This window comes from Caballeronia insecticola (assembly GCF_000402035.1).
Taxonomy (GTDB): Bacteria; Pseudomonadota; Gammaproteobacteria; order Burkholderiales; family Burkholderiaceae; genus Caballeronia; species Caballeronia insecticola.
The window spans coordinates 2,869,237-2,892,922 of record NC_021287.1 but is presented as its reverse complement, the minus strand read 5'-3'; the positions used below and the strand labels follow the sequence as shown (position 1 = coordinate 2,892,922).

Sequence of the window (23,686 nt, the reverse complement as noted above, 5' to 3'; positions counted from 1 at the left end):
AACGCCGTCGAAGTGCGCCGGAATCCCTTCAAAACGCTTGCTGCACGGCACTTTCCTCCGCTAAACTGCATTTCCCGACCAGTTGGTCGGTGATTCATCGGCGGTGTAAAACTCGGGCAAATTCGCGAGCGGTTATTCACGCAGACACACGATTTTACGGGGCGCAAATCAATGAAGTTGGCTTTACGCGGCAAGGCGGTCGCAATGGCCGTCGCGGCAGTTTCCATCGGTTTCTCCGCGGTATTCAGCAATCAGGTTCTTGCAGATGTGAAAATCGGAGTGACGGTATCGGCAACGGGTCCGGCCGCATCGCTCGGCATTCCCGAAAAGAACACCATTGCATTGTTGCCGAAGGAAGTCGCGGGGCAAAAAATGCAGTACATCGTGCTCGATGACGCCACCGATTCCACCCAGGCCGTCAAGAACGCACGCAAGCTCACGAGCGAAGACCACGTCGATGCGCTCGTCGGTTCGACGGTCGTGCCGAACTCGCTCGCAATGATCGACATCGCCGCGGAAACGCAAACGCCAATGATCTCCATGGCCGCCGCCGCAAGTATTGTCGAGCCGATGGACGCCAAGCGCGCGTGGGTGTTCAAGACGCCGCAGAACGACATCCTGATGGCCACCGCGATCGCGCAGCATATGTCGAATCACGGCGTGAAGACGGTCGCGTTCATCGGCTTCTCGGATGCTTATGGCGAGAGCTGGTTCAAGGAGTTCTCGAAGGCGGCCGATCTCGCGAAGCTGAAGGTCGTCGCGAACGAGCGATTCGCGCGCAACGATGCATCCGTCACGGGCCAGGTGCTCAAGATGATGTCGCAGAACGCGGACGCGGTGCTGATCGCGGGCGCGGGCACGCCGGCGGCGCTGCCGCAAAAGACGCTCAAGGAGCGCGGCTACAAGGGCAAGATCTATCAGACGCACGGCGTCGCCAATAACGATTTCCTGCGCGTGTGCGGCAAGGACTGCGAAGGCACGTTCCTGCCCGCGGGTCCGCTGCTCGTCGCGGAGCAATTGCCGGACAGCAATCCCGTAAAGCAGGCCGCGCTCACGTACAAGAAAGCGTATGAAGGCGCGTACGGTGCAGGCTCGGTGTCGACTTTCGGCGGCCATGCGTGGGACGCGGGCCTCATCTTGCAGCGCGCGATTCCCGTCGCGCTGAAGAAGGGCCAGCCCGGCACGCCGGCGTTCCGCGAAGCGTTGCGCGCGGCTATCGAAGAGACGAAGAATCTGCCAGCGTCGCACGGCATCTTCAATATGAGCCCCAACGACCACTCCGGACTGGATCAGCGCGCGCGCGTGATGGTCGAGATCGTCGGCGGCAAGTGGAAGCTCTCGGGCAACTGACGGAAAACGCATATGAACTGATTCGGAGACAAAGGCGCGTTGCAAGAGAACGCGCCTTTTTTTCTGCGGTTTTTCTGCGGTTTTTTCTGTGTGGGGCAGTGAAAAGTGGCGGCGAAGGAAGAGGGCGCAGAGCCTCGCGCGCAGCCGCGCAACGGTCAGGGAAAACTCGCCTTGGCATGCAGTGAAGCGGTACATAGATTGGGGCGGCTCTGGATCACGCCAGGCAAGCCGCATCGATAACAACTCGCAGCAGCGCATCGCAAGGTGCGTGTTTGCAAAAAACGAGCAAGTCGCGTTTGGAGACAGCAATGAAAACGAAGAAAGCATGGATCAAGACGGGCATCGCGCTGGCCATCGCAGGCAGCGTGCTGGCGGGCGCGGGCGCGGCGTTCGCGCAGGTGAAGATCGGCGTGACGCTCTCGGCGACGGGACCGGCCGCATCGCTCGGGATTCCCGAGAAAAACACGGTCGCGTTGTTGCCGAAAGAGATCGGCGGGAAATCGGTCGAGTACATCGTGCTCGATGACGGCTCCGACACGAGCCGCGCCGTGCAGAACACGCGCAAGCTGATCGACGAGGATCACGTCGATGCGATCGTCGGCTCGACTGTGACGCCCAACTCGCTCGCAATGATCGACGCCGCAGCAGCAGGCAAGACGCCGATGATTTCGATGGCCGCGTCCGCCGCGATCATCGCGCCGATGGACGCCAAGAAAGCGTGGGTCTTCAAGACGCCGCAGAACGACGCGCTGATGGCCGATGCAATTGCGAGCTATATGGAGAAGCACGGCGTGAAGACGGTGGGCTTCATCGGCTTCGCGGATGCATACGGCGACGGCTGGTACAACGTCTTCAACGCGGCGGCCACGGCGCACAAGCTGAAGATCGTCACGAACGAGCGCTATAACCGCACCGACACTTCGGTCACCGGCCAGGTTCTGAAGACGATGGGCGCGAATCCGGACGCGGTGCTGATCGCGGGCGCGGGTACGCCGTCGGCGCTGCCGGCGAAGGCGCTGAAGGAGCGCGGCTATAAGGGCAAGGTCTATCAGACGCACGGCGTCGCCAATAACGACTTCCTGCGCGTGTGCGGCAAGGATTGCGAGGGCGAGATTCTGCCCGCCGGTCCGGTGCTCGTGACCGAGCAATTGCCGGAGGGCAATCCGGTGAAGAAGTCGTCGGCGGCGTACAAGGACGCGTACGAGAAGGCCAACGGCGCGGGATCGCTGTCGACGTTCGGCGGCCACGCGTGGGACGCGGGCCAGATGCTGCAGCGTGCGATTCCCGAGGCGCTCAAGAAAGGCCAGCCGGGTACGCCGGAATTCCGCGAAGCGCTGCGCGCCGCGCTGGAAAACCTGAAGGATCTTCCGGTGTCGCACGGCATCATGAACACGACGCCGAACGATCACAACGGCTTCGACAATCGCGCACGCGTCATGGTGCAGATCGTCGACGGCAAGTGGAAGTTGCTGAACGACTGACGTGACGGAACGCGCTTGACCGCGCGTTCTCGTCTCCTAATTTCGAGATGATTCGGCGGCGCACCGGCAACGGCGCGCCGCTTTGACCATGTTCCGGCGGATGCGCTTTTGATCCGTCTGTTTCAGAGAGCTTCGAAGAGGAAGTATGGACTTATCGATTGCGGCGATTCTCGCGCAGGACGGCATCACCACGGGTGCGATCTACGCGTTGCTCGCGCTCGCGCTGGTGCTCGTGTTCTCCGTGACGCGCGTCATTTTCATTCCGCAGGGCGAGTTCGTCGCGTATGGCGCGCTCACGCTGGCCGCGCTGCAAACGCAGAAGCTGCCCGCCACCTGCTATTTGCTCATCGCGATGGGCGTCGGCTGTTTCGTCGCGGAAGTGGCGGGCATCGTTCGTCATCCTGCGCGATATCACCAGATCGGGCGCCTGCTTGCCGTGCTGGCGGGAAAGTATTTGCTCTTTCCCGTCGCCGTGTGGGGACTCACGCAGGCCGTCTTCACCGTTTCGCTGCCGATGATCGCGCAGATTGCACTGACGCTGCTGATCGTCGTGCCGATGGGTCCGTTCGTCTATCGGCTTGCGTATGAACCGATCGCGGAGGCGAGCACGCTGCTGCTGTTGATCGTCGCGGTCGCGGTGCACTTCGCGATGGTCGGGCTCGGGCTCGTCATGTTCGGCGCGGAAGGGTCGCGCACGACCGCGTTCTCCGATGCCACGTTCAACCTGGGCAGTGTGTCGATCTCCGGGCAGAGCCTGTGGGTGGTCGGCACGGCGGTCGTATTGATCGTCGCGCTGTACTTCTACTTCGATCGCTCGATCTCCGGCAAGGCGTTGCGCGCGACCTCGGTGAATCGTCTGGGAGCGCGGCTCGTGGGCATTGGCACGACGCAGGCAGGGCGCCTCGCGTTCACGCTCGCGGCGGGCCTGGGCGCACTGTGCGGCGTGCTCGTCGCGCCGATCACGACCATCTACTACGACTCGGGCTTCCTGATCGGTCTGAAGGGTTTCGTGGGCGCCATCGTCGGTGGTCTGGTGAGCTATCCGCTCGCGGCGGCGGGGTCGCTGCTGGTAGGGCTGCTCGAATCGTATTCGTCGTTCTGGGCGAGCGCGTACAAGGAGGTGATCGTCTTCACGCTGATTATTCCGGTGCTGCTGTGGCGAAGCCTGGCAAGCCCGCATTCGGACGAGGACGAGGAATAAGCCGATGAAATTCCTGCATCGATATCGATTCTTCTGGATCTTCCTGCTGATCGTCTTCGCGTTGCCCGTGCTGCCGCGTCCGGTTGCCGTGCCCGAATACTGGATCACGCTGTTGAACTACATCGGCTTGTATTCGATCGTCGCGATCGGGCTCGTATTGCTGACGGGCATCGGCGGCATGACGAGCTTCGGTCAGGCTGCGTTCGTCGGCGTCGGCGCCTATGCCACGGCCTTTCTGACGACGAGCTATGGCGTGTCGCCCTGGCTTGCGCTGATCGCCGGCGTCGTGCTGACGGCGTTTATCGCGCTGCTGCTCGGGCTCATCACGATGCGGCTCTCCGGGCATTTTCTGCCGCTTGGGACGATCGCGTGGGGCTTGTCGCTGTTCTACCTGTTCGGGAACATGGAAATGCTCGGCAAGTACGACGGCATCAACGGCATTCCCGTGCTCAACGTGTTCGGCTGGCAGCTCGAGTCGGGACGCAGCATCTATTACCTGATCTGGGTCGTGGTGCTGCTGGCGGTGATCTCTGTTCAGAATCTGCTTAATAGCCGACCCGGACGGGCGATTCGTGCGCTGCGCGGCGGCGGCACGATGGCGGAAGCGATGGGCATCAATACCGCGTGGATGCGCGTGGTCATTTTCGTCTACGCGGCGGTGCTGGCGGCTATTTCGGGCTTTTTGTATGCCCATTTGCAGCGCGCGGTGAACCCGACGCCATTCGGGCTGAACCACGGCATCGAGTTCCTGTTTATGGCGGTTGTCGGCGGCGTCTCGCATGTCTGGGGTGCGATTCTCGGTGCGACCATTCTCACCGTTCTGCAGGACTATTTGCAGACCTTGCTGCCGAAGCTGCTGGGCGCGAACGGCAATTTCGAAATCATCGTCTTCGGCGTTTTGATGGTGTTGCTGCTTCAGTACGCGCGGCAGGGCGTGTGGCCGTTCGTCGCGCGACTCTTTCCGCGTGGGCCGCGCGCGCATGTGCCGGAGCATGGCGAGCCGTTGCCGCAACGCAGCAAGCCGGTGGCGGGCGAGCCGCTGCTCGTCGTCGAGAAGGCGCGCAAGCAGTTCGGCGGCCTCGTGGCCGTCAACGATGTGAGTTTCGACGTCAAGGCGGGCGAAATCATCGGTTTGATCGGGCCGAATGGCGCGGGTAAATCCACGACGTTCAATCTCGTCACGGGGGTGCTGCAAGCGACGGGCGGCGCAATCAGCTTACACGGTGAGCGCATCGAAAAGCTGACTTCACGTGAAATCGTCAAACGCGGTATCGGACGGACGTTTCAGCACGTCAAGATGCTGCCCGGCATGACGGTGCTGGAGAACGTTGCCATCGGCGCGCATCTGCGGGGCAATACGGGCGTTTGGCGCAGTATCGCTCGGCTCAACGCGGCCGAAGAGGCGCGGCTGATGTCGGAGGCAGCGCGACAGATCGCACGCGTGGGTCTGGACAAGCACATCTACAGCGAGGCGGGTAGTCTCGCGCTGGGTCAGCAGCGGATTCTCGAAATCGCGCGCGCGCTGTGCTGCGATCCGACTTTGTTATTGCTCGATGAGCCCGCGGCTGGCCTGCGTTATCAGGAGAAGCTGCAACTCGCGGACTTGCTGAGGAAGCTGCGCGCGGAGGGCATGAGTATTCTGCTCGTCGAGCACGACATGGACTTCGTGATGAATCTCGCCGACCGTCTTGTGGTGATGGAATTCGGCACGAAGATCGCGGAAGGATTGCCGAAGGACGTTCAGAAGGACCCGGCGGTTCTGGAAGCGTATCTGGGCGGGGTGGAATGATGACAAATGTAGATCCAATTTTGCAGGTCGATGGGCTGTCAGTGCGCTATGGCAAAGTGGAAGCGCTGCACGACGGCACGTTGACCGTCGGCGCGGGGCAGATCGTCTCGGTGATCGGTCCGAATGGCGCAGGCAAGTCGACGCTGCTTAACGCAATCATGGGCGCGCTGCCGCAGACGGGGCACGCGAAGGGCGCGGTGCGGTATCTCAACGAGGATATCTCCGCGCTCCCAATCGAACGTCGCGTCGCACGTGGAATGTGCCTCGTCCCGGAGAAGCGCGAGTTGTTCGCGACCATGGCGGTGGAAGACAATTTGATTCTCGGCGCTTATCGGCGCAAGCGGGCGGGGGAGCGAAATTTTCTCGATCAGCTTGATCACGTGTTCGAATTGTTTCCCCGGCTCAAGGAACGCCGCAAGCAAGCGGCTGGAACGTTATCTGGCGGCGAGCGGCAGATGCTGGCGGTAGGAAGGGCGTTGATGGGCAAACCACAGTTGCTGATGCTGGATGAGCCAAGTCTCGGTTTGGCGCCGCTTATCGTGAAGGAGATATTTCACATCATCAGCGCGCTTCGGCAGACAGGCGTGGCGACGCTACTGATTGAGCAGAATGCCCGTGCCGCGCTACAGATCTCGGACTATGGATACGTGCTCGAAACGGGCGAATTCGCGCTGGAAGGGAATGCCGATGAACTTCAGCACAATCCTCAGGTGATCGAGACTTATCTCGGGCTGACAAAAAAGGTCGCATAAACGCGACAAGCGCGGTGGCGGTCAATGGCGTGTTTCACGTGAAACACGCCATTTTTTCGTCCTTAGCCAAATGGCTGAATTCGAGATAGAAGGGAACCCGTTATAATTCAACGATATTCCTTCTTCAGGTTCGTGTCGTTCGCACACGAAATCTCCGATGCTTTATCCCACAGAATTCGATGTGATCGTCGTTGGCGGCGGTCACGCAGGCACTGAGGCCGCGCTCGCGTCCGCACGCATGGGCTGCAAAACCCTGCTTTTGACCCATAACATCGAGACGCTCGGCCAAATGAGCTGCAATCCGTCGATTGGCGGCATTGGCAAAGGTCATCTGGTCAAGGAAGTCGATGCGCTCGGCGGCGCAATGGCCACCGCCACGGACGAGTCGGGCATCCAGTTCCGTATCCTTAATTCGTCGAAGGGCCCAGCGGTGCGGGCGACCCGCGCACAGGCCGATCGGCTTCTCTATAAGCAAGCGATCCGCCATCGTTTGGAAAACCAGCCGAATTTGTGGCTTTTCCAGCAGGCGGTCGATGATCTGATGGTCGAAGGCGATCGCGTCGTTGGCGCGGTCACGCAAGTGGGGCTGAAATTCCGCTCCCGCGCTGTGGTTTTGACGGCCGGCACCTTCCTGGACGGCAAGATTCACGTCGGCTTGAACAACTATGTCGGCGGACGTGCTGGCGATCCGGCCGCCGTATCGCTCTCGGCGCGCCTGAAGGAATTGAAACTGCCGCAAGGCCGCCTCAAGACAGGCACGCCACCCCGAATTGACGGCCGAACTATCGATTTTTCGAAGCTGGAAGAGCAACCAGGCGATCTCGATCCGATTCCGGTGTTTTCGTTTCTTGGCCGAGTGGAACAGCATCCGCGCCAGTTGCCGTGCTGGGTCACGCACACGAATTCGCGAACGCACGACATCATCCGGTCGGGCCTTGACCGCTCGCCGATGTATACGGGCGTGATCGAGGGAGTGGGGCCGCGTTACTGTCCGTCCATCGAAGACAAAATCCATCGCTTTGCGTCAAAAGATGCGCACCAGATCTTTCTGGAACCGGAAGGGCTCTCGACGAACGAGTTCTATCCGAACGGAATTTCGACGAGCCTTCCCTTCGACGTGCAGCTCGAGCTGGTTCGCTCCATGCACGGCCTTGAGCACGCGCATATTCTGCGGCCGGGCTATGCCATCGAATACGACTATTTCGATCCGCGGGCGTTGAAGGCCTCACTCGAAACCAAGGCGATCGGTGGTTTGTTCTTTGCCGGGCAGATCAACGGGACTACGGGCTACGAAGAGGCGGCCGCTCAAGGTTTGCTCGCCGGAATCAACGCCGGTTTGCAGGTCCAGGGCAAAGAGCCTTGGTCGCCACGCCGCGATGAAGCCTATCTGGGCGTGCTCGTGGACGATCTCGTGACGCGCGGCGTGTCCGAACCGTATCGCATGTTCACGAGCCGCGCGGAATATCGCTTGTCGCTGCGGGAAGACAACGCCGATATGCGCCTGACGGAGATTGGCCGCGAGCTTGGCGTTGTGGACGACATCCGTTGGGATGCTTTCAGCCGCAAGCGCGATGCTGTTTCACGTGAAACACAACGTCTCCGTTCGACGTGGGTCAATCCGAAGACGTTGCCGGCAGAAGAAGCGACGGCGCTGCTCGGAAAGCCCATCGATCACGAATACAGTCTCGCGGATCTCCTGCGCCGTCCGGGCGTTTCCTATGACGGAGTCTGCGCACTCCGCGACAATATGTGCGGCCCCGAAATGCCGCTCGCTGACGACGCGGTACTTTTGGCGCAGATCAAGGAACAGATCGAGATCGGTGTGAAGTACCAAGGCTATATCGACCGCCAGGCCGACGAAATCGTCAGAAACGGTGCTCAGGAAAACACGCGTTTGCCCGAGGGAATCGACTACAACGAGGTCCGCGGTCTTTCCTTCGAGGCGCGCCAGAAGCTAATTCAGCATCGCCCTGAAACGATCGGCCAAGCCTCACGCATCTCTGGCATCACGCCGGCTGCAATCTCGCTGCTGATGGTTCACCTGAAGCGTGGAATAGGGCGTCGCGGTCGGGGAGCGGCGGGGGAGTCGTCCACCGATAATCCGGCGGCGGCTCAATGACGGAGCGCACTTCATCCCTGGCGGCAACGCTCGACGAGGGCGTCGCCGCGCTCGGCCTTACGCTGTCTTCCTCGCAACGGCAAAAGCTGCTCGACTACGTCGCGTTGCTCGGCAAGTGGAACGCGGTCTATAACCTGACGGCGATCCGCGATCCGCAGCAGATGATGATCCAACACATTCTTGATTCGCTCGCGATCGTGCCGGCCGTCTCGGCACGCCATCCGTCGACCGTGCTGGATGTCGGCTCCGGCGGTGGGTTGCCGGGCATCGTGTTGGCAATCGTCCTGCCCGATGTGCGCGTCACGTTGAACGACATCGTCCACAAGAAGACTGCGTTTCAGTCGCAGGCAAAGGTGCAGTTGGGGCTCGGAAATCTCGCGGTTGTCACGGGCCGAGTCGAAAATTTGCGCCCCGGTAGCGACGTGCCGGAAAAATTCGACGTAATCGTGTCTCGCGCGTTCGCAGAGCTCTCGGATTTCGTTACACTTGCGCGTCATCTGGTTGCCGTCGATGGACGAATTCTGGCGATGAAGGGTGTCCGGCCCGACGCCGAAGTGGCGCGTCTGCCGGAAGGCGTCGCGGTGCTCGGTATCGAGCGTTTGACCGTTCCCATGCTGGATGCCGAGCGGCATCTCGTCGAGATTGACGTCGGAGCGGGATGACGTCCGTCGCCACGGTCTGATACGGCATTCCAGGCAAGCTGATCTTCTGACAGCGAGAAAACGAGGACACTAAACGATGGCAAATATCTTCTGCGTCGCAAATCAGAAGGGCGGCGTTGGAAAGACCACCACAGCGGTCAATCTCGCGGCGAGCCTGGCGGGGCTTGATCAACGCGTACTGCTGATCGATCTGGATCCGCAAGGTAACGCCACGATGGGCAGTGGCATTGACAAATCGGCGTGTGAAAACACCGTCTACGAAGTGCTCGTCGACGGGGTTTCGCTGCGCGATGCAACCATGCGCCCGCCTGCGGTCGGCTATGACGTGCTCCCGGCGAATCGCGAACTGGCGGGCGCGGAAGTCGAACTCGTCGATATGGAGAATCGCGAACGTATTCTTCGCGGCGCCATCGACGAAGTAGTCGATGACTATGACTTCGTGCTGATCGATTGCCCCCCGGCGCTCTCGCTGCTGACGCTCAATGCGTTGTGCGCGGCCCACGGCGTCGTGATCCCGATGCAGTGCGAATACTTTGCGCTGGAAGGGCTGTCGGATCTGGTGAACACCATCAAGCAGGTCCATGCGAATCTCAATCGCGATCTGAAAGTCATCGGCCTGTTGCGCGTCATGTTCGATCCGCGCATCACGCTGCAGCAACAAGTGTCCGACCAGTTGAAAGAACACTTCGGCGACAAGCTGTTCGACGTCGTGATCCCGCGCAATGTGCGTCTTGCCGAGGCGCCGAGTTATGGGCTGCCGGGCGTGGTGTTCGACAAGTCGTCGCGCGGTGCGCAGGCCTACATCCAGTTCGGCACGGAAATGATCGAGCGCGTCCGCGCGCTGAGCATGAACTAAACACACCCAGTCGATGCGGCAGGGAACGCCGTCGGAGGAACCGAAATGAGCGCTGTGATGAAGAAGAAGGGTTTGGGCCGCGGCCTGGATGCGTTGCTCGGTGGCAGCGTCGACATTACGGAAGCCGTGCGCGGCGAAGGCACGCCCTCGGTATTGCCGCTCGACAAAATGCAGGCCGGCAAGTATCAACCGCGGACGCGCATGGACGAAGGCGCGCTTCAGGAACTCGCCGCCAGCATTCGCGCGCAAGGGCTGATGCAGCCTATTCTCGTGCGCTCGGTCGGCGACGATCGCTACGAAATCATCGCAGGCGAACGCCGATTCCGCGCGGCGCGTCTGGCCGGTCTCGACGAAGTTCCGGTCCTCGTGAAAAACGTGCCAGATCAAGCCGCAGCCGCGATGGCTTTGATCGAGAACATTCAGCGCGAGGATTTGAATCCGCTGGAAGAGGCACAAGGCATTCAGCGCCTGCTCGACGAATTCAGCTTCACGCACGAGCAGGCCGCCGAATCGGTCGGCCGCTCGCGCAGCGCGGTGTCCAATCTGCTGCGTCTGCTGAATCTCGCCACGCCCGTTCAGACGATGCTGCTCGCAGGCGATCTCGATATGGGTCACGCGCGCGCGCTCCTCGCTGTCGATGCCGCCACGCAGATTCAGTTGGCCAACCACGTGGTCAACCGGCGCTTGTCGGTGCGTGAAACTGAGCGCCTGGTTGCGGCGACCACCAAAGAAGCGCCCGCGACGAAAGCGCGCGTCGCGAACGATGGCGGCCGCGACACCCGTCGTCTGGAAGAAGAGTTGTCGGATTTGCTGTCGGCCAATGTGAAGATCAAGCTCGGCGGAAGAGGGCGCGGCAAGGTCACGATCGACTTCGGCAATCTCGATTCGCTCGAAGGCATCTTGACGAAGCTGCGCGGCAGCATCGAAACGCCGGCACCCGCTGCCTGATCGCGCGCATCTTGTCCGAACTCGACGCCAAGCGCCCTCGACAGGATCTGCTCGCACGCATCTGGAGAACCGTCTCGAAAGAGCCGGTTCTCGCGATCCTCGCGTTCGCGCTCGTCGTGTTGCAGATTGCGCATCCGCGTCCGTTGATGTCGCTGCCCGGTCTCGTCGACTGGCAGACGGTTCTGACGCTCGCGGGACTCCTCATCCTGACCAAAGCCATCGAATTGTCAGGATTCCTGATGTGGGCGGCGCACCGGTTGGTGCATCACATTCACGGTGAGCGCACGCTGGCATTGCTGCTCGTCGCGCTTGCTGCGGCCCTTTCGACCGTGCTGACGAACGATGTCGCGCTCTTTGCCGTGGTGCCGCTCACGCTGTCCTTGCACAGGCTCGCGCCGCTGCCGATCAAGCGGCTGGTCATCGTGATCGCGTTGGCGGTCAACGCGGGGTCGATTCTCACGCCGCTCGGCAATCCGCAGAACCTGTTCCTCTGGCAGACGAGCGGGGTCTCGTTCGGCGGCTTCGTGTGGGCGCTGCTGCCGCTTTGCGCTGCGCTGATGGCGCTGCTCGGCGCCGTGACGTTCGCGATGTTTCGCGCGGAACCGCTCGATCTCTCCGGCGATGTCGAAGAGCATCGCGTCGATCGCGTGCTGTGCGGCGTCAGCGTGCTGGCCTTCGCTGCGTTCGTCGCATCCGCGGACGCGCATCATGCAGGCCCGGCGCTTGTCGTGCTTGCCGCGGCCTTCCTGCTGTGGCGCCGCCAGGTTGTGTTCGAGATCGACTATTTGCTGCTGCTCATCTTCGTGATGATGTTCATCGTGCTGCGCAGCGCCGCATCCCTGCCATCGATACACGAAGCCATCGCGCATTTGGGTGTCGGCACGCCGGTGCGCGCGTACGTCACGGGCGCCGTGCTGTCGCAGGCGATCAGCAACGTGCCGGCGGCGATCGTGCTCGCGGAGTTCTCGAAAGACTGGCGCGCGCTCGCTTTCGGCGTGAGCGTGGGCGGTTTCGGTGTGGCGATCGGCTCGCTGGCCAATCTCATCGCCGTAAGACTCTCGGGTGAAAAGGGCATGTGGATGCCGTTCCACATGGTGTCGATACCATTCTGGATCGTGGCAATGGTCATTGGTTGGGCGCTCGTTTGACGCTCACCGAACGGTTCGAGATCGATTGAGAATCTCCTTGCAATTGCAAGAAAAGTCTCGCTTTTGAGACCGTTTTTTAAGGTTTGTCTGCTTGGCTTTTGACACACCTAAACTATTGAATCCGCGACAACAATCGCTTACAATCCCCCGGATTTATCAGCTAGGCCACCTCGAAAGCGCGACGAAAGCGCAAGGTGATTTCCCCGGACTTTTGGTTGAAGGTTTGAAGACGGTGCGAGAGGAAAATCGAGCGCCGGACGCTCACGCAACCGGCGAAGCGAACGCCTCCGGAAATCAGCCGCGCAGTTCGTCGAGCGATTCGTGGGACGCCGAAGCGCAAGATAACAATATCGTTCCGCTCACGCGGGATCAGGCACAGAAGCTGTTTGGCCCTGAAGTGAGTCGTCCATCGCGTGTCACGCCGTTTAAGGTCGTGGCGGCGCAAATGGTTTTGTCCCTGGGTGCGACGCTCTTGTGGTGGCTGTTCTACAAGCCGCCGGGTCATGCTGCGCTGTCCGCCTTTCTGGGTGGCGCGATTTGCTGGCTGCCGAGCGCCCTGTTCGCCGCGCGCCTGAAAGCGAAGAGCGGCGCCGAGACGATCATGAGCTGGATGATCGGCGAAGCGCTCAAGATGGGAGCAACGATTGCGATGTTCGTAGCGGTCGCGTTCTGGTACAAGAGCGCGTTGTGGTTGCCGCTGCTCGTGACTTACATCGTCGCGCTGAAGACGTACTGGGTGGCAATGGCGTTGCGGTGACAATTCATGACGTGCCAGGTAAGTGCCGGCGGCACGAGATGTAAGTAGCATCACAGATGATCAGGCGCGGACCACGTTCCGCGCACGGGCTCGCCGCCCGGAGTCGTAACGCGAAGCGACGGCTCGGAAGCGGCAGCAACGAAAGATTTTTGACAATTTGGGTGGCTTTAACGATATGGCAGCTAGCGAAGGAACGCACGCTCTGGATCCGTCCGAGTACATTGCGCACCACTTGCAGAATCTTTCCACGCACACACAGACGTCGATCTTCGATATCCACGTCTGGAATCTCGACACGCTGTTCTGGTCGATCGTGTGCGGTCTTCTCACCATCCTCATTCTTGGCATTGCCGCGCGCAAAGCAACGTCCGGTGTTCCCGGCCGTTTCCAGTGCGCCATCGAAATGCTGGTCGAAATGGTCGAGGACCAGTCGAAGTCGATGATCCACGGCAGCCGCCGTTTCATCGCACCGCTCGCGCTGACCGTCTTCGTCTGGGTCGCCCTGATGAACTCGCTCGACTTCATCCCCGTCGATCTGCCGGGCCGCATCATCGGCTGGCTGGGTCTGTCGGAGGCGCTGCCACATCATCGCATCGTGCCGACGGCCGATCTGAACGGCACCATCGGCATCGCGCTCGGCGTGTTCGTGCTGATGATCTATTACAACTTCAAGATCAAGGGCGTCGGCGGCTTCGTGCACGAACTGCTGTCCGCTCCGTTCGGCGCGCATCCGCTCTTGTGGATTCCGAATCTCGCGCTGAACATCATCGAGTTCGTCGCCAAGACGGTTTCGCTCGGCATGCGGCTGTTCGGCAACATGTACGCGGGCGAACTGCTGTTCTTGCTGATCGCGCTGCTCGGCAGCATGTGGCACTTCGGCGCGGACGCCTCTGTACTTGGCTTTATCGGCCACGTGGTCGCGGGTACGGTCTGGGCGATCTTCCACATTCTGATCGTTCTGCTGCAAGCGTTCATCTTCATGATGCTGACGCTGGTGTACATCGGTCAGGCGCACGATTCTCACTAAGAGATCGGGCCGCAGGTCCAGAATCGTTCAGGTTTTGAGTTTTCGTTTTTTATAAATCCAGTTCCAAAGTCTTTAATCAAAGGAGTGATCATGCAAGCTTTCATCGCCAACATCCAGGGTCTGACCGCCATCGGTATCGGCATCATCATCGGCCTGGGTGCAATCGGCGCCTGTATCGGTATCGGTCTGATGGGCGGCAAGTACATTGAAGCGTGCGCCCGCCAGCCGGAACTGATGAACCCGCTGCAGACCAAGATGTTCCTGCTGGCTGGTCTGATCGACGCGGCGTTCCTGATTGGCGTTGGTGTGGCAATGCTGTTTGCGTTTGCGAACCCGCTGCTCTCGAAGCTCGCAGGCTGAGGTTCCTCGGAAGTGTGCGTCTGATCTCTTGACAGGACGCTAGACGGAACGGGTGAGGCGCTGATCGAGCTCAACAAGCCGATGAGCGCCTTTTAACCGTTTCCCCTCCGATCAAGCAACGTTTAAGGAAACACCGTGAATCTCAACGCAACCCTGTTTGCGCAAATGGTCGTGTTTCTGATCCTCGCGTGGTTCACGATGAAGTTCGTGTGGCCGCCGTTGATCAACGCCCTCGACGAGCGCTCGAAAAAGATTGCCGACGGCCTCGCCGCCGCCGACAAGGGCAAAGCGGAACTCGAAGCTGCGCACAAGCGCGTCGACCAGGAACTCGCCCAGGCACGTACCGACGGCCAGCAACGCATCGCCGACGCTGAAAAGCGCGCCGCTGCAGTCGCCGAAGAAATCAAGGCCAACGCTCAGGCGGAAGCCGCTCGCATCGTCGCGCAAGCCAAGGCTGACGCCGACCAGCAAGTCGTGAAGGCACGCGAATCGCTGCGCGCCGAAGTCGCTGCGCTGGCAGTCAAGGGCGCCGAGCAAATTCTGAAGCGCGAAGTCGATCAGAAGGCTCACGCCGATCTGCTGAATCAACTCAAAACCGAGCTCTGATCATGGCCGAACTTGCAACCATCGCTCGTCCTTACGCAGAAGCGCTGTTCCGCGTGGCCGAGACCGGCGATCTCGCGGGCTGGTCCACTTTGGTCGAGGAGCTGGCACAGGTTGCGCGTCTGCCCGAAGTGGAATCGGTCGCGTCGAGCCCGAAGGTGAACCGCCAGCAAATCGTCGATCTCCTGCTTGCCGCAGTGAAGTCGCCGCTCGCGCAGAGCAACGCGCAGGCGAAGAACTTCGTCGGCATGCTGGTCGAGAACCATCGCCTGTCGCTGCTGCCGGAAATCGCCGTCCAGTTCGACGAGCTGAAGAACGCCCGCGAAGGTGCGGCCGACGCGCATATCGTGAGCGCGTTCCCCCTCGAAGGCGAACAGTTGAACGACCTCGTTGCAAGCCTCGAACGCAAGTTCCAGCGCAAGCTGAAGCCGACCGTCGCAGTCGATCAGTCGCTGATCGGCGGCGTTCGCGTGACGGTTGGCGACGAAGTGCTCGATACCTCGGTCCGCGCGCGCCTCGCCAGCATGCAGACGGCTCTGACCGCCTGACGCTTCGACAGAAGCGCCTTAGCTGGCACGCAACAGAATTGACTATCAGGAGCGAATAATGCAACTCAATCCCTCTGAGATCAGCGAGCTGATCAAGAGCAGGATCCAGGGCCTTGAAGCGAGCGCGGACGTTCGCAACCAGGGCACCGTGATCTCCGTGACCGACGGTATCGTGCGTATCCACGGCCTGTCGGACGTGATGCAGGGCGAAATGCTCGAATTCCCGGGCAACACGTTCGGCCTCGCGCTGAACCTCGAACGCGACTCCGTCGGCGCCGTTATTCTCGGCCAGTACGAGCACATCTCGGAAGGCGACATCGTCAAGACGACGGGCCGCATTCTCGAAGTGCCGGTCGGTCCGGAACTGATCGGCCGCGTGGTCGATGCGCTCGGCAACCCGATCGACGGCAAGGGCCCGATCAACGCGAAAGCAACGGACGCTATCGAAAAGATCGCCCCGGGCGTGATCTGGCGTAAGTCGGTGTCGCAGCCGGTGCAAACGGGTCTGAAGTCCATCGACTCGATGGTGCCGATCGGCCGTGGCCAGCGTGAGCTGATCATCGGCGACCGTCAGTGCGGCAAGACCGCGGTGGCCGTCGACGCGATCATCAACCAAAAGGGCAAGGACCTCATCTGTATCTACGTCGCGATCGGCCAGAAGGCTTCGTCGATCATGAACGTGGTGCGCAAGCTCGAAGAAACCGGCGCGATGGCTTACACCATCGTCGTGGCGGCTTCGGCTTCGGAATCGGCCGCGATGCAATACCTCGCGCCGTACGCCGGCTGCACGATGGGCGAATACTTCCGCGACCGCGGACAAGACGCGCTGATCGTCTATGACGATTTGACCAAGCAAGCGTGGGCGTATCGCCAGATTTCGCTGCTGCTGCGCCGTCCGCCGGGCCGTGAAGCGTATCCGGGTGACGTGTTCTATCTGCACTCGCGTCTGCTCGAGCGTGCGGCTCGCGTCTCGGAAGAGTACGTCGAAAAGTTCACCAACGGCGAAGTGAAGGGCAAGAGCGGTTCGTTGACGGCGCTGCCGGTCATCGAAACGCAAGCCGGCGACGTGACCGCGTTCGTTCCGACGAACGTGATCTCGATTACCGACGGCCAGATCTTCCTGGAAACCGACCTGTTCAACGCCGGTATCCGCCCTGCTATCAACGCGGGCGTGTCGGTGTCGCGCGTCGGTGGTGCGGCTCAGACCAAGGTCGTGAAGAAGCTGTCGGGCGGTATCCGTACCGACCTCGCGCAGTATCGCGAGCTGGCTGCGTTCGCGCAGTTCGCATCGGACCTCGACGAAGCCACCCGCAAGCAGCTGGAGCGCGGCCGCCGCGTGACGGAACTGCTGAAGCAGCCGCAGTATCAACCGCTGCAAGTGTGGGAACTGGCTGTCGCGCTGTTCGCGGCCAACAACGGTTACCTCGACGATCTGGATGTCTCGCAAGTGCTGCCGTTCGAAAAGGGCCTGCGCGAATACCTGAAGACGAGCCATGCCGATCTGATTAAGCGCATCGAAGACACCAAAGACTTGTCGAAGGACGACGAAGGCGCGCTGCATGCCGCGCTGAAGGACTTCAAGAAGTCGGGCGCTTATTGATCGGGACTGAGGAGCGACGCGCGGTGCCTGCATGAAAAGCGGCATCGCGCGGCTTCGATCAAGGAGTAAGCAATGGCTGGAATGAAGGAAATTCGCGGCAAGATCAAGAGCGTGCAGAACACGCGCAAGATCACCAAAGCGATGGAAATGGTCGCCGCATCGAAGATGCGCCGTGCCCAGGAACGCATGCGCTCCGCCCGTCCGTATGCCGACAAGGTTCGTGCAATCGCATCGCACATGAGCGCTGCGAACCCCGAGTACCGTCACCCGTTCATGTTGAAGAACGACGGCGCGAAGACGGCCGGCCTGATCCTCGTCACGACCGACAAGGGTCTGTGCGGCGGCATGAACACGAACGTGCTGCGCGCGTCGCTGGGCAAGATCAAGGAACTCGATCAGAGCGGCATCAAGATCGAAGCGTCGGCGATCGGCAGCAAGGGGCTCGGCTTCCTGAACCGGCTGAAGGCCAAGGTCGTGTCGCAAGTCACGCAACTGGGCGACACGCCGCATCTGGAAAAGCTGATCGGCGCAATCAAGGTGCAGCTCGACCTGTATTCGGAAGGCAAGATCAACGCGGTGTACCTGGCGTACACGCGCTTCGTCAACACGATGAAGCAGGAAGCGGTGATCGAGCAACTGCTGCCGTTGTCGGTGGACGACCTCCATCAGAAAGACGAAGAAGGCGTAACGCCGAAGACCTCGTGGGATTACATCTACGAGCCGGACGCGCAAACCGTGGTGGACGAATTGCTCGTGCGCTACGTCGAGGCGCTCGTCTATCAGGCGGTCGCGGAAAACATGGCGTCGGAGCAATCGGCGCGCATGGTCGCGATGAAGGCCGCGTCCGACAACGCGAAGACCGTGATCAACGAACTGCAGCTCGTCTACAACAAGAGCCGCCAGGCCGCGATTACGAAAGAATTGTCGGAAATCGTCGGCGGCGCCGCTGCGGTCTGATCTTGATGACCGCGTGAAAGAACACAGTATCTAAAGGAAATGCGATGAGTACTACTGCTTTGGTAGAAGGCAAGATCGTACAGTGCATCGGCGCCGTTATCGACGTGGAATTTCCGCGCTCGCACATGCCGAAGATTTACGACGCGCTCATTCTGGAAGGCACCGAACTGACGCTCGAAGTCCAGCAGCAGCTGGGCGACGGCGTGGTTCGCACCATCTGTCTGGGTGCATCCGACGGCCTGCGCCGCGGCACGATCGTGAAGAACACGGGCAAGCCCATCAGCGTGCCGGTCGGCAAGCCGACGCTCGGCCGCATCATGGACGTGCTCGGCCGTCCGATCGACGAAGCCGGCCCGATCGACTCGACCACCGTGCGTTCGATTCACCAGCAAGCGCCGAAGTTCGACGAGCTGTCGCCGTCGACGGAACTGCTCGAAACCGGCATCAAAGTTATCGATCTGATCTGCCCGTTCGCGAAGGGCGGCAAGGTGGGTCTGTTCGGTGGCGCCGGTGTGGGCAAGACCGTGAACATGATGGAACTCATCAACAACATCGCGAAGGAACACGGCGGTTATTCCGTGTTCGCCGGTGTGGGTGAGCGTACCCGTGAAGGGAACGACTTCTATCATGAAATGAAGGACTCGAACGTTCTCGACAAGGTCGCGCTGGTGTACGGCCAGATGAACGAGCCGCCGGGCAACCGTCTGCGCGTGGCGCTGACCGGTCTGACGATGGCCGAGCACTTCCGTGACGAAGGTCTGGACGTGCTGTTCTTCGTGGACAACATCTACCGTTTCACGCTGGCGGGTACGGAAGTGTCCGCACTGCTCGGCCGTATGCCTTCGGCAGTGGGTTATCAGCCGACGCTGGCTGAAGAAATGGGCAAGCTGCAAGAGCGTATTACGTCGACCAAGACCGGTTCGATTACGTCGGTTCAGGCCGTGTACGTTCCTGCGGATGACTTGACCGACCCGTCGCCGGCTACGACCTTCGGCCACTTGGACGCAACTGTCGTGTTGTCGCGTGATATCGCTTCGCTGGGTATCTACCCGGCCGTGGACCCGCTCGATTCGACCTCGCGTCAGATCGACCCGAACGTGATCGGCGAAGAGCACTACTCGATCACGCGCGGCGTGCAGCAAACGCTGCAGCGCTACAAGGAACTGCGCGACATTATCGCGATTCTGGGCATGGACGAACTGTCGCCGGAAGACAAGCTGTCGGTCGCGCGCGCGCGTAAGATCCAGCGTTTCCTGTCGCAGCCGTTCCACGTTGCTGAAGTGTTCACGGGTTCGCCGGGCAAGTACGTGCCGCTGAAGGAAACGATCCGCGGCTTCAAGATGATTGTCGAAGGCGAGTGCGATCATCTGCCGGAGCAGGCGTTCTACATGGTCGGCACGATCGACGAAGCCTTCGAAAAGGCCAAGAAGATCCAGTAAAGGTCGGGTGTACACGAAGCGGGCGCGGACCTGACGGTTCGCGCCTTCGTAATACGCTCAACCAGGGAGTCGAGTCGATATGGCAACCATCAAAGTAGACGTCGTCAGCGCGGAAGAGCAAATCTTCTCCGGCCAGGCGAAGTTCGTCGCGCTGCCGGGCGAAGCAGGTGAACTCGGCATTCTGCCGGGCCACACGCCGCTCATCACGCGCATTCGTCCGGGCGCGGTGCGCATCGAGGCGGAAGACGGTTCGGAAGAGTTCGTGTTCGTCGCAGGCGGGATTCTCGAAATCCAGCCGGGCGTCGTGACCGTGCTCGCCGACACCGCCATTCGCGGTGCCGATCTCGACGAAGCCAAGGCCGAACAGGCCAAGAAGCGCGCCGAGGAAGCAATGCAGAACAACACGTCGGAGCTCGAATACGCGACGGCGCAAGCCGAACTCGCGTACGCGACGGCGCAGCTCGCGGCAATCCAGCGTCTGCGCAAGGTGCACGCGAAGCATTGAGCGTGTCGCCGCTCGCTGGAGCGACGTTTCAGCAGTGAGAGAAAGCAGCCTTCGGGCTGCTTTTTTTATGCTCCAAATCGGCAAACCGCGCAGGCAAATCTGCATAACGGATGCGCGCATCCTCGGTCGAAATAGGCTAGCTCGTTGATTTTGCGCGGTTTTCGCGAATCGCTTCAGACGGGCATTGCGGGGAAACACTCAATGCCCGTAAGCAGCTCCGCCATGCACAATGACCTTCCAATTGGCCTTCGCAGCAGGCCACTCATCTTGGCGGAGACCATCGATGGCAACTGAACCGACGCAGGCCAGCGCGCAGATCGAACCGCGCGACGGCATTTCCTACGTTCGCGGCGCGACCGATATTCCCTTGAGCGAAGCCACCGTTTCGCGCTTTCTTCTCGACACCGCTCGCCGCTTCGCAGATCGCCCGGCGGTGGTGTTCCGTGAGCAAAACATCCGCTGGACCTGGGGCGAGTTCGCTCGCGAAATCGATGTGCTCGCAAGCGGCCTGCTTGCGCTCGGCGTGCGCGCGGGTGATCGCGTGGGCATCTGGTCGCCGAATCGCGCCGAATGGCTGCTCACGCAGTTCGCCACGGCGCGCATGGGCGCGGTGCTCGTCAACATCAATCCGGCTTATCGGCTGGCCGAACTTGAGTACGCGCTGAACAAGGTCGGGTGCAAGGCGATCATCGCGGCGGAGCAATTCAAGACGTCCAAATATCTGGAGATGCTCCAGACACTGGCGCCCGAACTCGCGGACGCCGAGCCGAACGCGTTACATGCGGCGAAGTTGCCGGACCTGCGCGCCGTGATCCGCATGGGCGCGGGCGCGACGCCCGGCATGCTCAATTTCGACGACGTCATGCGCACCGGCCGCGAGCAACTCGACGCCGCGAAACTCGACGGAATCGAAGCGCCGCTGACGTCGCACGATCCGATCAACATTCAGTTCACGAGCGGCACGACGGGAAACCCGAAGGGCGCGACGCTCACGCATCGGAACATCGTCAACAACGCGCGCTATATCGCGATAGCGATGCGCCTCACCGAGCAGGATTCGCTGTGCATTCCGGTGCCGCTGTATCACTGTTTCGGGATGGTGCTGGCAGTGCTCGCGTGCGTCTCGACCGGTTGCACGATGGTCTTCCCCGGAGAGGCGTTCGATCCCGGCGCGACGCTCGCCGCCGTCCACGAGGAGAAATGCACCGCGCTGCACGGCGTGCCGACGATGTTCATCGCCGAACTCGATCACCCCGAATTCGCGAAGTACGATTTCAGCCGCCTGCGCACGGGCATCATGGCGGGCTCGCCGTGTCCCATCGAAACGATGAAGCGCGTCGTCTCGACCATGCATCTGGGCGAAATCACGATCGCGTATGGCATGACGGAAACGAGCCCGGTCTCGTTTCAGAGCTCGACCACCGACCCGCTCGACAAGCGCACGACCACGGTCGGACGCATCCAGCCGCATCTCGAGGTGAAGATCGTCGATCCGCTGGGAAATATCGTGCCGGTCGGCGAGACGGGCGAACTCTGCACGCGCGGCTATTCGGTGATGAAGGGCTACTGGGGCGACGAGGCCAAGACGCGCGAAGCGGTCATCGACGGATGGATGCACACCGGCGATCTTGCGACGCTCGACGCGCAAGGCTATTGCAATATCGTCGGACGCCTGAAGGACATGCTGATTCGCGGCGGCGAGAACATCTATCCGCGCGAGATCGAAGAATTCCTGTTCCGGCATCCGAAAGTGCAATCGGTGCAGGTTTTCGGCGTGCCGGACGAAAAGTACGGCGAGGAAGTGTGTGCGTGGATTATCGTGCGGCCGGGCGAGCAGGCGAGCGAGGACGAGATTCGCGCGTTCTGCGACGGGCAGATCGCGCATTACAAGATTCCGCGCTATATCCGTTTCGTCGACGAATTGCCGATGACTGTCACCGGCAAGGCGCAGAAATTCGTCATGCGCGCACGGATGATCGACGAACTCAAGCTCGCCGAGGCGAAAACGGCCTGAGCCGCCCGGTGATTTTTTCGAGGCAGAAAAAACGAAAGGAGCGCCGTGGCGCTCCTTCTGTCTTTCGATGAAACGTTCGGGCGCTAACCTGTCAAACGGCGCAAACGTTTAAACGGACGAAAAAAAAGCGGGCCTGGAGCCCGCTAAAAACCACACGCTACGGGGTTAGCGCGAGGAGACCAATTGTGGGATGTTTTCGAATGACTGTCACTCGAAAAACGACCCCAACAAGGATGCCCCAATCTGGGCTTCGGCCAAAGCCGACCACTCAAAACATGCCGCCTTTTCACGGCACGTCCAAATACATCCGTGTTGAAACCGTTTGAACAGATTGTGGGCGAATTGATTCCGGATCGCCGTAACAAAGTGTTTCAGGTTGTAACCCCCGTCACGCAAGGCTCCGAGAGAATTTCCTCGCACGAAACCGTTGAATCTCGCGAATATATTGTCTGTTATTCAAATCGTTCATTCGATCGGTCGGGTGTAACCATTAAAATCCGATTTTCGGACTCATGCGATTATTCTAATATTCCCGGAAAATCGAACGGTTGGACGTATGAAAACGATGCGCAATGCCGTTCAAGCCTGATTTTCCTCTCACAAAAAGCTTCTGGAGACCCGCATGACCATCGACGCAGCCTTGCTTCGCTACTACCACGGCGTTGCCGAGGCTTTTCCGCCCGTCGCGCCGGACGCCGACGCGCAGACGATCCGGCGCCGCTTCGGCGACGTCGCAAAGGCCTACGCTCAAGCACGCAGCGACGCCGTAACGGCTGAAGACATCGAGATTGGGCTCGAAGGCCGTACGCTTGCCGTGCGCATTTACAAGCCGAAAGCCGCGCGCGGGCCGTTGCCGCTGATCGTCTATTTTCACGGCGGCGGCTGGGTGGTCGGCGATCTCGACACGCACGACGGCCTCGTCGCGCGGCTCGCGCAAGACTCGCGATGCGCCGTGGCGAGTGTCGATTATCGACTCGCGCCCGAGCATCCGTTTCCCGCGCCATGCGACGACGCACTCGACGCGCTCATCTGGCTCGCCGAGCATCGCTCGCGGCTGGGCTTCGCGACCGACCGGCTGGCCGTGGGCGGCGACAGCGCCGGCGCGCACCTGGCGGTTGTTGCCGCGCGAGGCGCAAACGAGCGTGTCGCCGGACTTGTCGGCTTGCAACTTCTGCTTTACCCGGTGATGCGCCGCCAGTTCGACAGTCCCAGTTGCCTCGCCAATGCGAACGGCCCCGGTCTCACGAACGAGGAAATGAAGTGGTACTGGACCCAATTCTTCTCCGGCCAGACGCCGCATGACCACGACGTGCGCGCGTTTCCGCTGTCCGAGCCGTTCGAGCGCACGCCGGCGCGCGCGCTCGTGGTCGCGGCGGCCTACGATCCGCTCTACGACGACGCCTTCGAACTTCAGCGCTTTCTGCAAGCCAACGGCGGACGCGTCGACATGTTCGACGCCCACGACATGACGCACGGCTTTGCCCGACTGCATTCGCAATCCGAAGCGGCGCTCGGCTGGCTGCGCACGATCGGCGAACGCGCGGGCGAACTTCTGCGCGCGTAGCATCGA

Annotated in this window: 21 protein-coding genes; all 21 read left to right on the top strand. The window is 61.0% G+C overall.

Annotated features, from left to right (window positions below; all coding sequences use genetic code 11):
- The first annotated feature begins 171 nt into the window (after positions 1-171).
- The 21 genes from BRPE64_RS13435 (at position 172) to BRPE64_RS13335 (ending at position 23,680) form a co-directional block, all read left to right on the top strand.
- A complete protein-coding gene (locus tag BRPE64_RS13435; RefSeq protein ID WP_016346668.1) occupies positions 172-1,350 on the top strand; it encodes an ABC transporter substrate-binding protein in 1,179 nt (392 codons plus the stop codon).
- Positions 1,351-1,658: 308 nt separating this feature from the next.
- Complete coding sequence (locus BRPE64_RS13430) at positions 1,659-2,831, top strand: ABC transporter substrate-binding protein (protein WP_044041777.1); 1,173 nt, start codon at positions 1,659-1,661, stop codon at positions 2,829-2,831.
- A gap of 145 nt (positions 2,832-2,976) precedes the next feature.
- Positions 2,977-4,032, top strand: coding sequence for a branched-chain amino acid ABC transporter permease (locus tag BRPE64_RS13425; protein ID WP_016346665.1), 1,056 nt, complete (start codon positions 2,977-2,979; stop codon positions 4,030-4,032).
- A 4-nt stretch (positions 4,033-4,036) separates the two neighbouring features.
- A complete protein-coding gene (locus BRPE64_RS13420; protein ID WP_016346664.1) occupies positions 4,037-5,821 on the top strand; it encodes a branched-chain amino acid ABC transporter ATP-binding protein/permease in 1,785 nt (594 codons plus the stop codon).
- Positions 5,821-6,573: an ABC transporter ATP-binding protein gene (locus BRPE64_RS13415; protein ID WP_173405462.1), complete on the top strand. Its 753-nt coding sequence runs from the start codon at positions 5,821-5,823 to the stop codon at positions 6,571-6,573. The genes BRPE64_RS13420 and BRPE64_RS13415 overlap by 1 nt, the downstream gene beginning before the upstream one ends.
- 157 nt (positions 6,574-6,730) lie before the next feature.
- Positions 6,731-8,692: a tRNA uridine-5-carboxymethylaminomethyl(34) synthesis enzyme MnmG gene (gene mnmG / locus BRPE64_RS13410; protein WP_016346662.1), complete on the top strand. Its 1,962-nt coding sequence runs from the start codon at positions 6,731-6,733 to the stop codon at positions 8,690-8,692.
- A complete protein-coding gene (gene rsmG / locus BRPE64_RS13405) occupies positions 8,689-9,354 on the top strand; it encodes a 16S rRNA (guanine(527)-N(7))-methyltransferase RsmG (RefSeq protein ID WP_016346661.1) in 666 nt (221 codons plus the stop codon). Before mnmG ends, rsmG begins: the two co-directional genes overlap by 4 nt.
- A gap of 76 nt (positions 9,355-9,430) precedes the next feature.
- Entirely contained in the window at positions 9,431-10,210 is a 780-nt protein-coding gene (locus BRPE64_RS13400) for a ParA family protein (RefSeq protein ID WP_016346660.1), read from the top strand.
- Between the two features lie 45 nt (positions 10,211-10,255).
- On the top strand, positions 10,256-11,158 hold the full coding sequence (locus tag BRPE64_RS13395) for a ParB/RepB/Spo0J family partition protein (protein ID WP_044041772.1): 903 nt from the start codon (positions 10,256-10,258) through the stop codon (positions 11,156-11,158).
- Between the two features lie 47 nt (positions 11,159-11,205).
- Positions 11,206-12,306, top strand: coding sequence for an SLC13 family permease (locus BRPE64_RS13390; RefSeq protein ID WP_408608251.1), 1,101 nt, complete (start codon positions 11,206-11,208; stop codon positions 12,304-12,306).
- Positions 12,307-12,529: 223 nt separating this feature from the next.
- The gene (locus BRPE64_RS13385; protein ID WP_016346657.1) at positions 12,530-13,063 is read left to right on the top strand and encodes an ATP synthase subunit I; all 534 of its coding nucleotides are present in this window, start codon (positions 12,530-12,532) and stop codon (positions 13,061-13,063) included.
- Between the two features lie 175 nt (positions 13,064-13,238).
- Entirely contained in the window at positions 13,239-14,090 is an 852-nt protein-coding gene (gene atpB, locus BRPE64_RS13380; RefSeq protein WP_016346656.1) for a F0F1 ATP synthase subunit A, read from the top strand.
- Positions 14,091-14,180: 90 nt separating this feature from the next.
- On the top strand, positions 14,181-14,450 hold the full coding sequence (gene atpE / locus BRPE64_RS13375; protein ID WP_007180033.1) for a F0F1 ATP synthase subunit C: 270 nt from the start codon (positions 14,181-14,183) through the stop codon (positions 14,448-14,450).
- A 135-nt stretch (positions 14,451-14,585) separates the two neighbouring features.
- Positions 14,586-15,056 (top strand): F0F1 ATP synthase subunit B, encoded by a 471-nt coding sequence (locus tag BRPE64_RS13370; RefSeq protein ID WP_016346655.1) that lies wholly within the window; start codon positions 14,586-14,588, stop codon positions 15,054-15,056.
- Between the two features lie 2 nt (positions 15,057-15,058).
- Complete coding sequence (locus tag BRPE64_RS13365; RefSeq protein ID WP_016346654.1) at positions 15,059-15,601, top strand: F0F1 ATP synthase subunit delta; 543 nt, start codon at positions 15,059-15,061, stop codon at positions 15,599-15,601.
- Positions 15,602-15,659: 58 nt separating this feature from the next.
- Entirely contained in the window at positions 15,660-17,201 is a 1,542-nt protein-coding gene (atpA, locus tag BRPE64_RS13360) for a F0F1 ATP synthase subunit alpha (protein WP_016346653.1), read from the top strand.
- A gap of 72 nt (positions 17,202-17,273) precedes the next feature.
- Entirely contained in the window at positions 17,274-18,158 is an 885-nt protein-coding gene (gene atpG / locus BRPE64_RS13355) for a F0F1 ATP synthase subunit gamma (RefSeq protein ID WP_044041764.1), read from the top strand.
- 44 nt (positions 18,159-18,202) lie between these two features.
- Positions 18,203-19,597, top strand: a complete 1,395-nt coding sequence (gene atpD / locus BRPE64_RS13350) for a F0F1 ATP synthase subunit beta (RefSeq protein ID WP_044041763.1) — start codon at positions 18,203-18,205, stop codon at positions 19,595-19,597.
- Between the two features lie 79 nt (positions 19,598-19,676).
- A complete protein-coding gene (locus BRPE64_RS13345; RefSeq protein ID WP_016346650.1) occupies positions 19,677-20,102 on the top strand; it encodes a F0F1 ATP synthase subunit epsilon in 426 nt (141 codons plus the stop codon).
- Between the two features lie 283 nt (positions 20,103-20,385).
- A complete protein-coding gene (locus BRPE64_RS13340; protein WP_016346649.1) occupies positions 20,386-22,116 on the top strand; it encodes an AMP-binding protein in 1,731 nt (576 codons plus the stop codon).
- Positions 22,117-22,738: 622 nt separating this feature from the next.
- A complete protein-coding gene (locus tag BRPE64_RS13335; RefSeq protein WP_016346647.1) occupies positions 22,739-23,680 on the top strand; it encodes an alpha/beta hydrolase in 942 nt (313 codons plus the stop codon).
- Positions 23,681-23,686: the final 6 nt, after the last annotated feature.

What these genes read in the sequence shown, in the direction of transcription:
- BRPE64_RS13435 (WP_016346668.1), top strand. Translation starts at nt 172, where the DNA reads ATGAAGTTGGCTTTACGCGGCAAGGCGGTCGCAATGGCCGTCGCGGCA.
- BRPE64_RS13430 (WP_044041777.1), top strand. Translation starts at nt 1,659, where the DNA reads ATGAAAACGAAGAAAGCATGGATCAAGACGGGCATCGCGCTGGCCATC.
- BRPE64_RS13425 (WP_016346665.1), top strand. Translation starts at nt 2,977, where the DNA reads ATGGACTTATCGATTGCGGCGATTCTCGCGCAGGACGGCATCACCACG.
- BRPE64_RS13420 (WP_016346664.1), top strand. Translation starts at nt 4,037, where the DNA reads ATGAAATTCCTGCATCGATATCGATTCTTCTGGATCTTCCTGCTGATC.
- BRPE64_RS13415 (WP_173405462.1), top strand. Translation starts at nt 5,821, where the DNA reads ATGACAAATGTAGATCCAATTTTGCAGGTCGATGGGCTGTCAGTGCGC.
- mnmG (WP_016346662.1), top strand. Translation starts at nt 6,731, where the DNA reads ATGCTTTATCCCACAGAATTCGATGTGATCGTCGTTGGCGGCGGTCAC.
- rsmG (WP_016346661.1), top strand. Translation starts at nt 8,689, where the DNA reads ATGACGGAGCGCACTTCATCCCTGGCGGCAACGCTCGACGAGGGCGTC.
- BRPE64_RS13400 (WP_016346660.1), top strand. Translation starts at nt 9,431, where the DNA reads ATGGCAAATATCTTCTGCGTCGCAAATCAGAAGGGCGGCGTTGGAAAG.
- BRPE64_RS13395 (WP_044041772.1), top strand. Translation starts at nt 10,256, where the DNA reads ATGAGCGCTGTGATGAAGAAGAAGGGTTTGGGCCGCGGCCTGGATGCG.
- atpB (WP_016346656.1), top strand. Translation starts at nt 13,239, where the DNA reads ATGGCAGCTAGCGAAGGAACGCACGCTCTGGATCCGTCCGAGTACATT.
- atpE (WP_007180033.1), top strand. Translation starts at nt 14,181, where the DNA reads ATGCAAGCTTTCATCGCCAACATCCAGGGTCTGACCGCCATCGGTATC.
- BRPE64_RS13365 (WP_016346654.1), top strand. Translation starts at nt 15,059, where the DNA reads ATGGCCGAACTTGCAACCATCGCTCGTCCTTACGCAGAAGCGCTGTTC.
- atpA (WP_016346653.1), top strand. Translation starts at nt 15,660, where the DNA reads ATGCAACTCAATCCCTCTGAGATCAGCGAGCTGATCAAGAGCAGGATC.
- atpG (WP_044041764.1), top strand. Translation starts at nt 17,274, where the DNA reads ATGGCTGGAATGAAGGAAATTCGCGGCAAGATCAAGAGCGTGCAGAAC.
- atpD (WP_044041763.1), top strand. Translation starts at nt 18,203, where the DNA reads ATGAGTACTACTGCTTTGGTAGAAGGCAAGATCGTACAGTGCATCGGC.
- BRPE64_RS13345 (WP_016346650.1), top strand. Translation starts at nt 19,677, where the DNA reads ATGGCAACCATCAAAGTAGACGTCGTCAGCGCGGAAGAGCAAATCTTC.
- BRPE64_RS13340 (WP_016346649.1), top strand. Translation starts at nt 20,386, where the DNA reads ATGGCAACTGAACCGACGCAGGCCAGCGCGCAGATCGAACCGCGCGAC.
- BRPE64_RS13335 (WP_016346647.1), top strand. Translation starts at nt 22,739, where the DNA reads ATGACCATCGACGCAGCCTTGCTTCGCTACTACCACGGCGTTGCCGAG.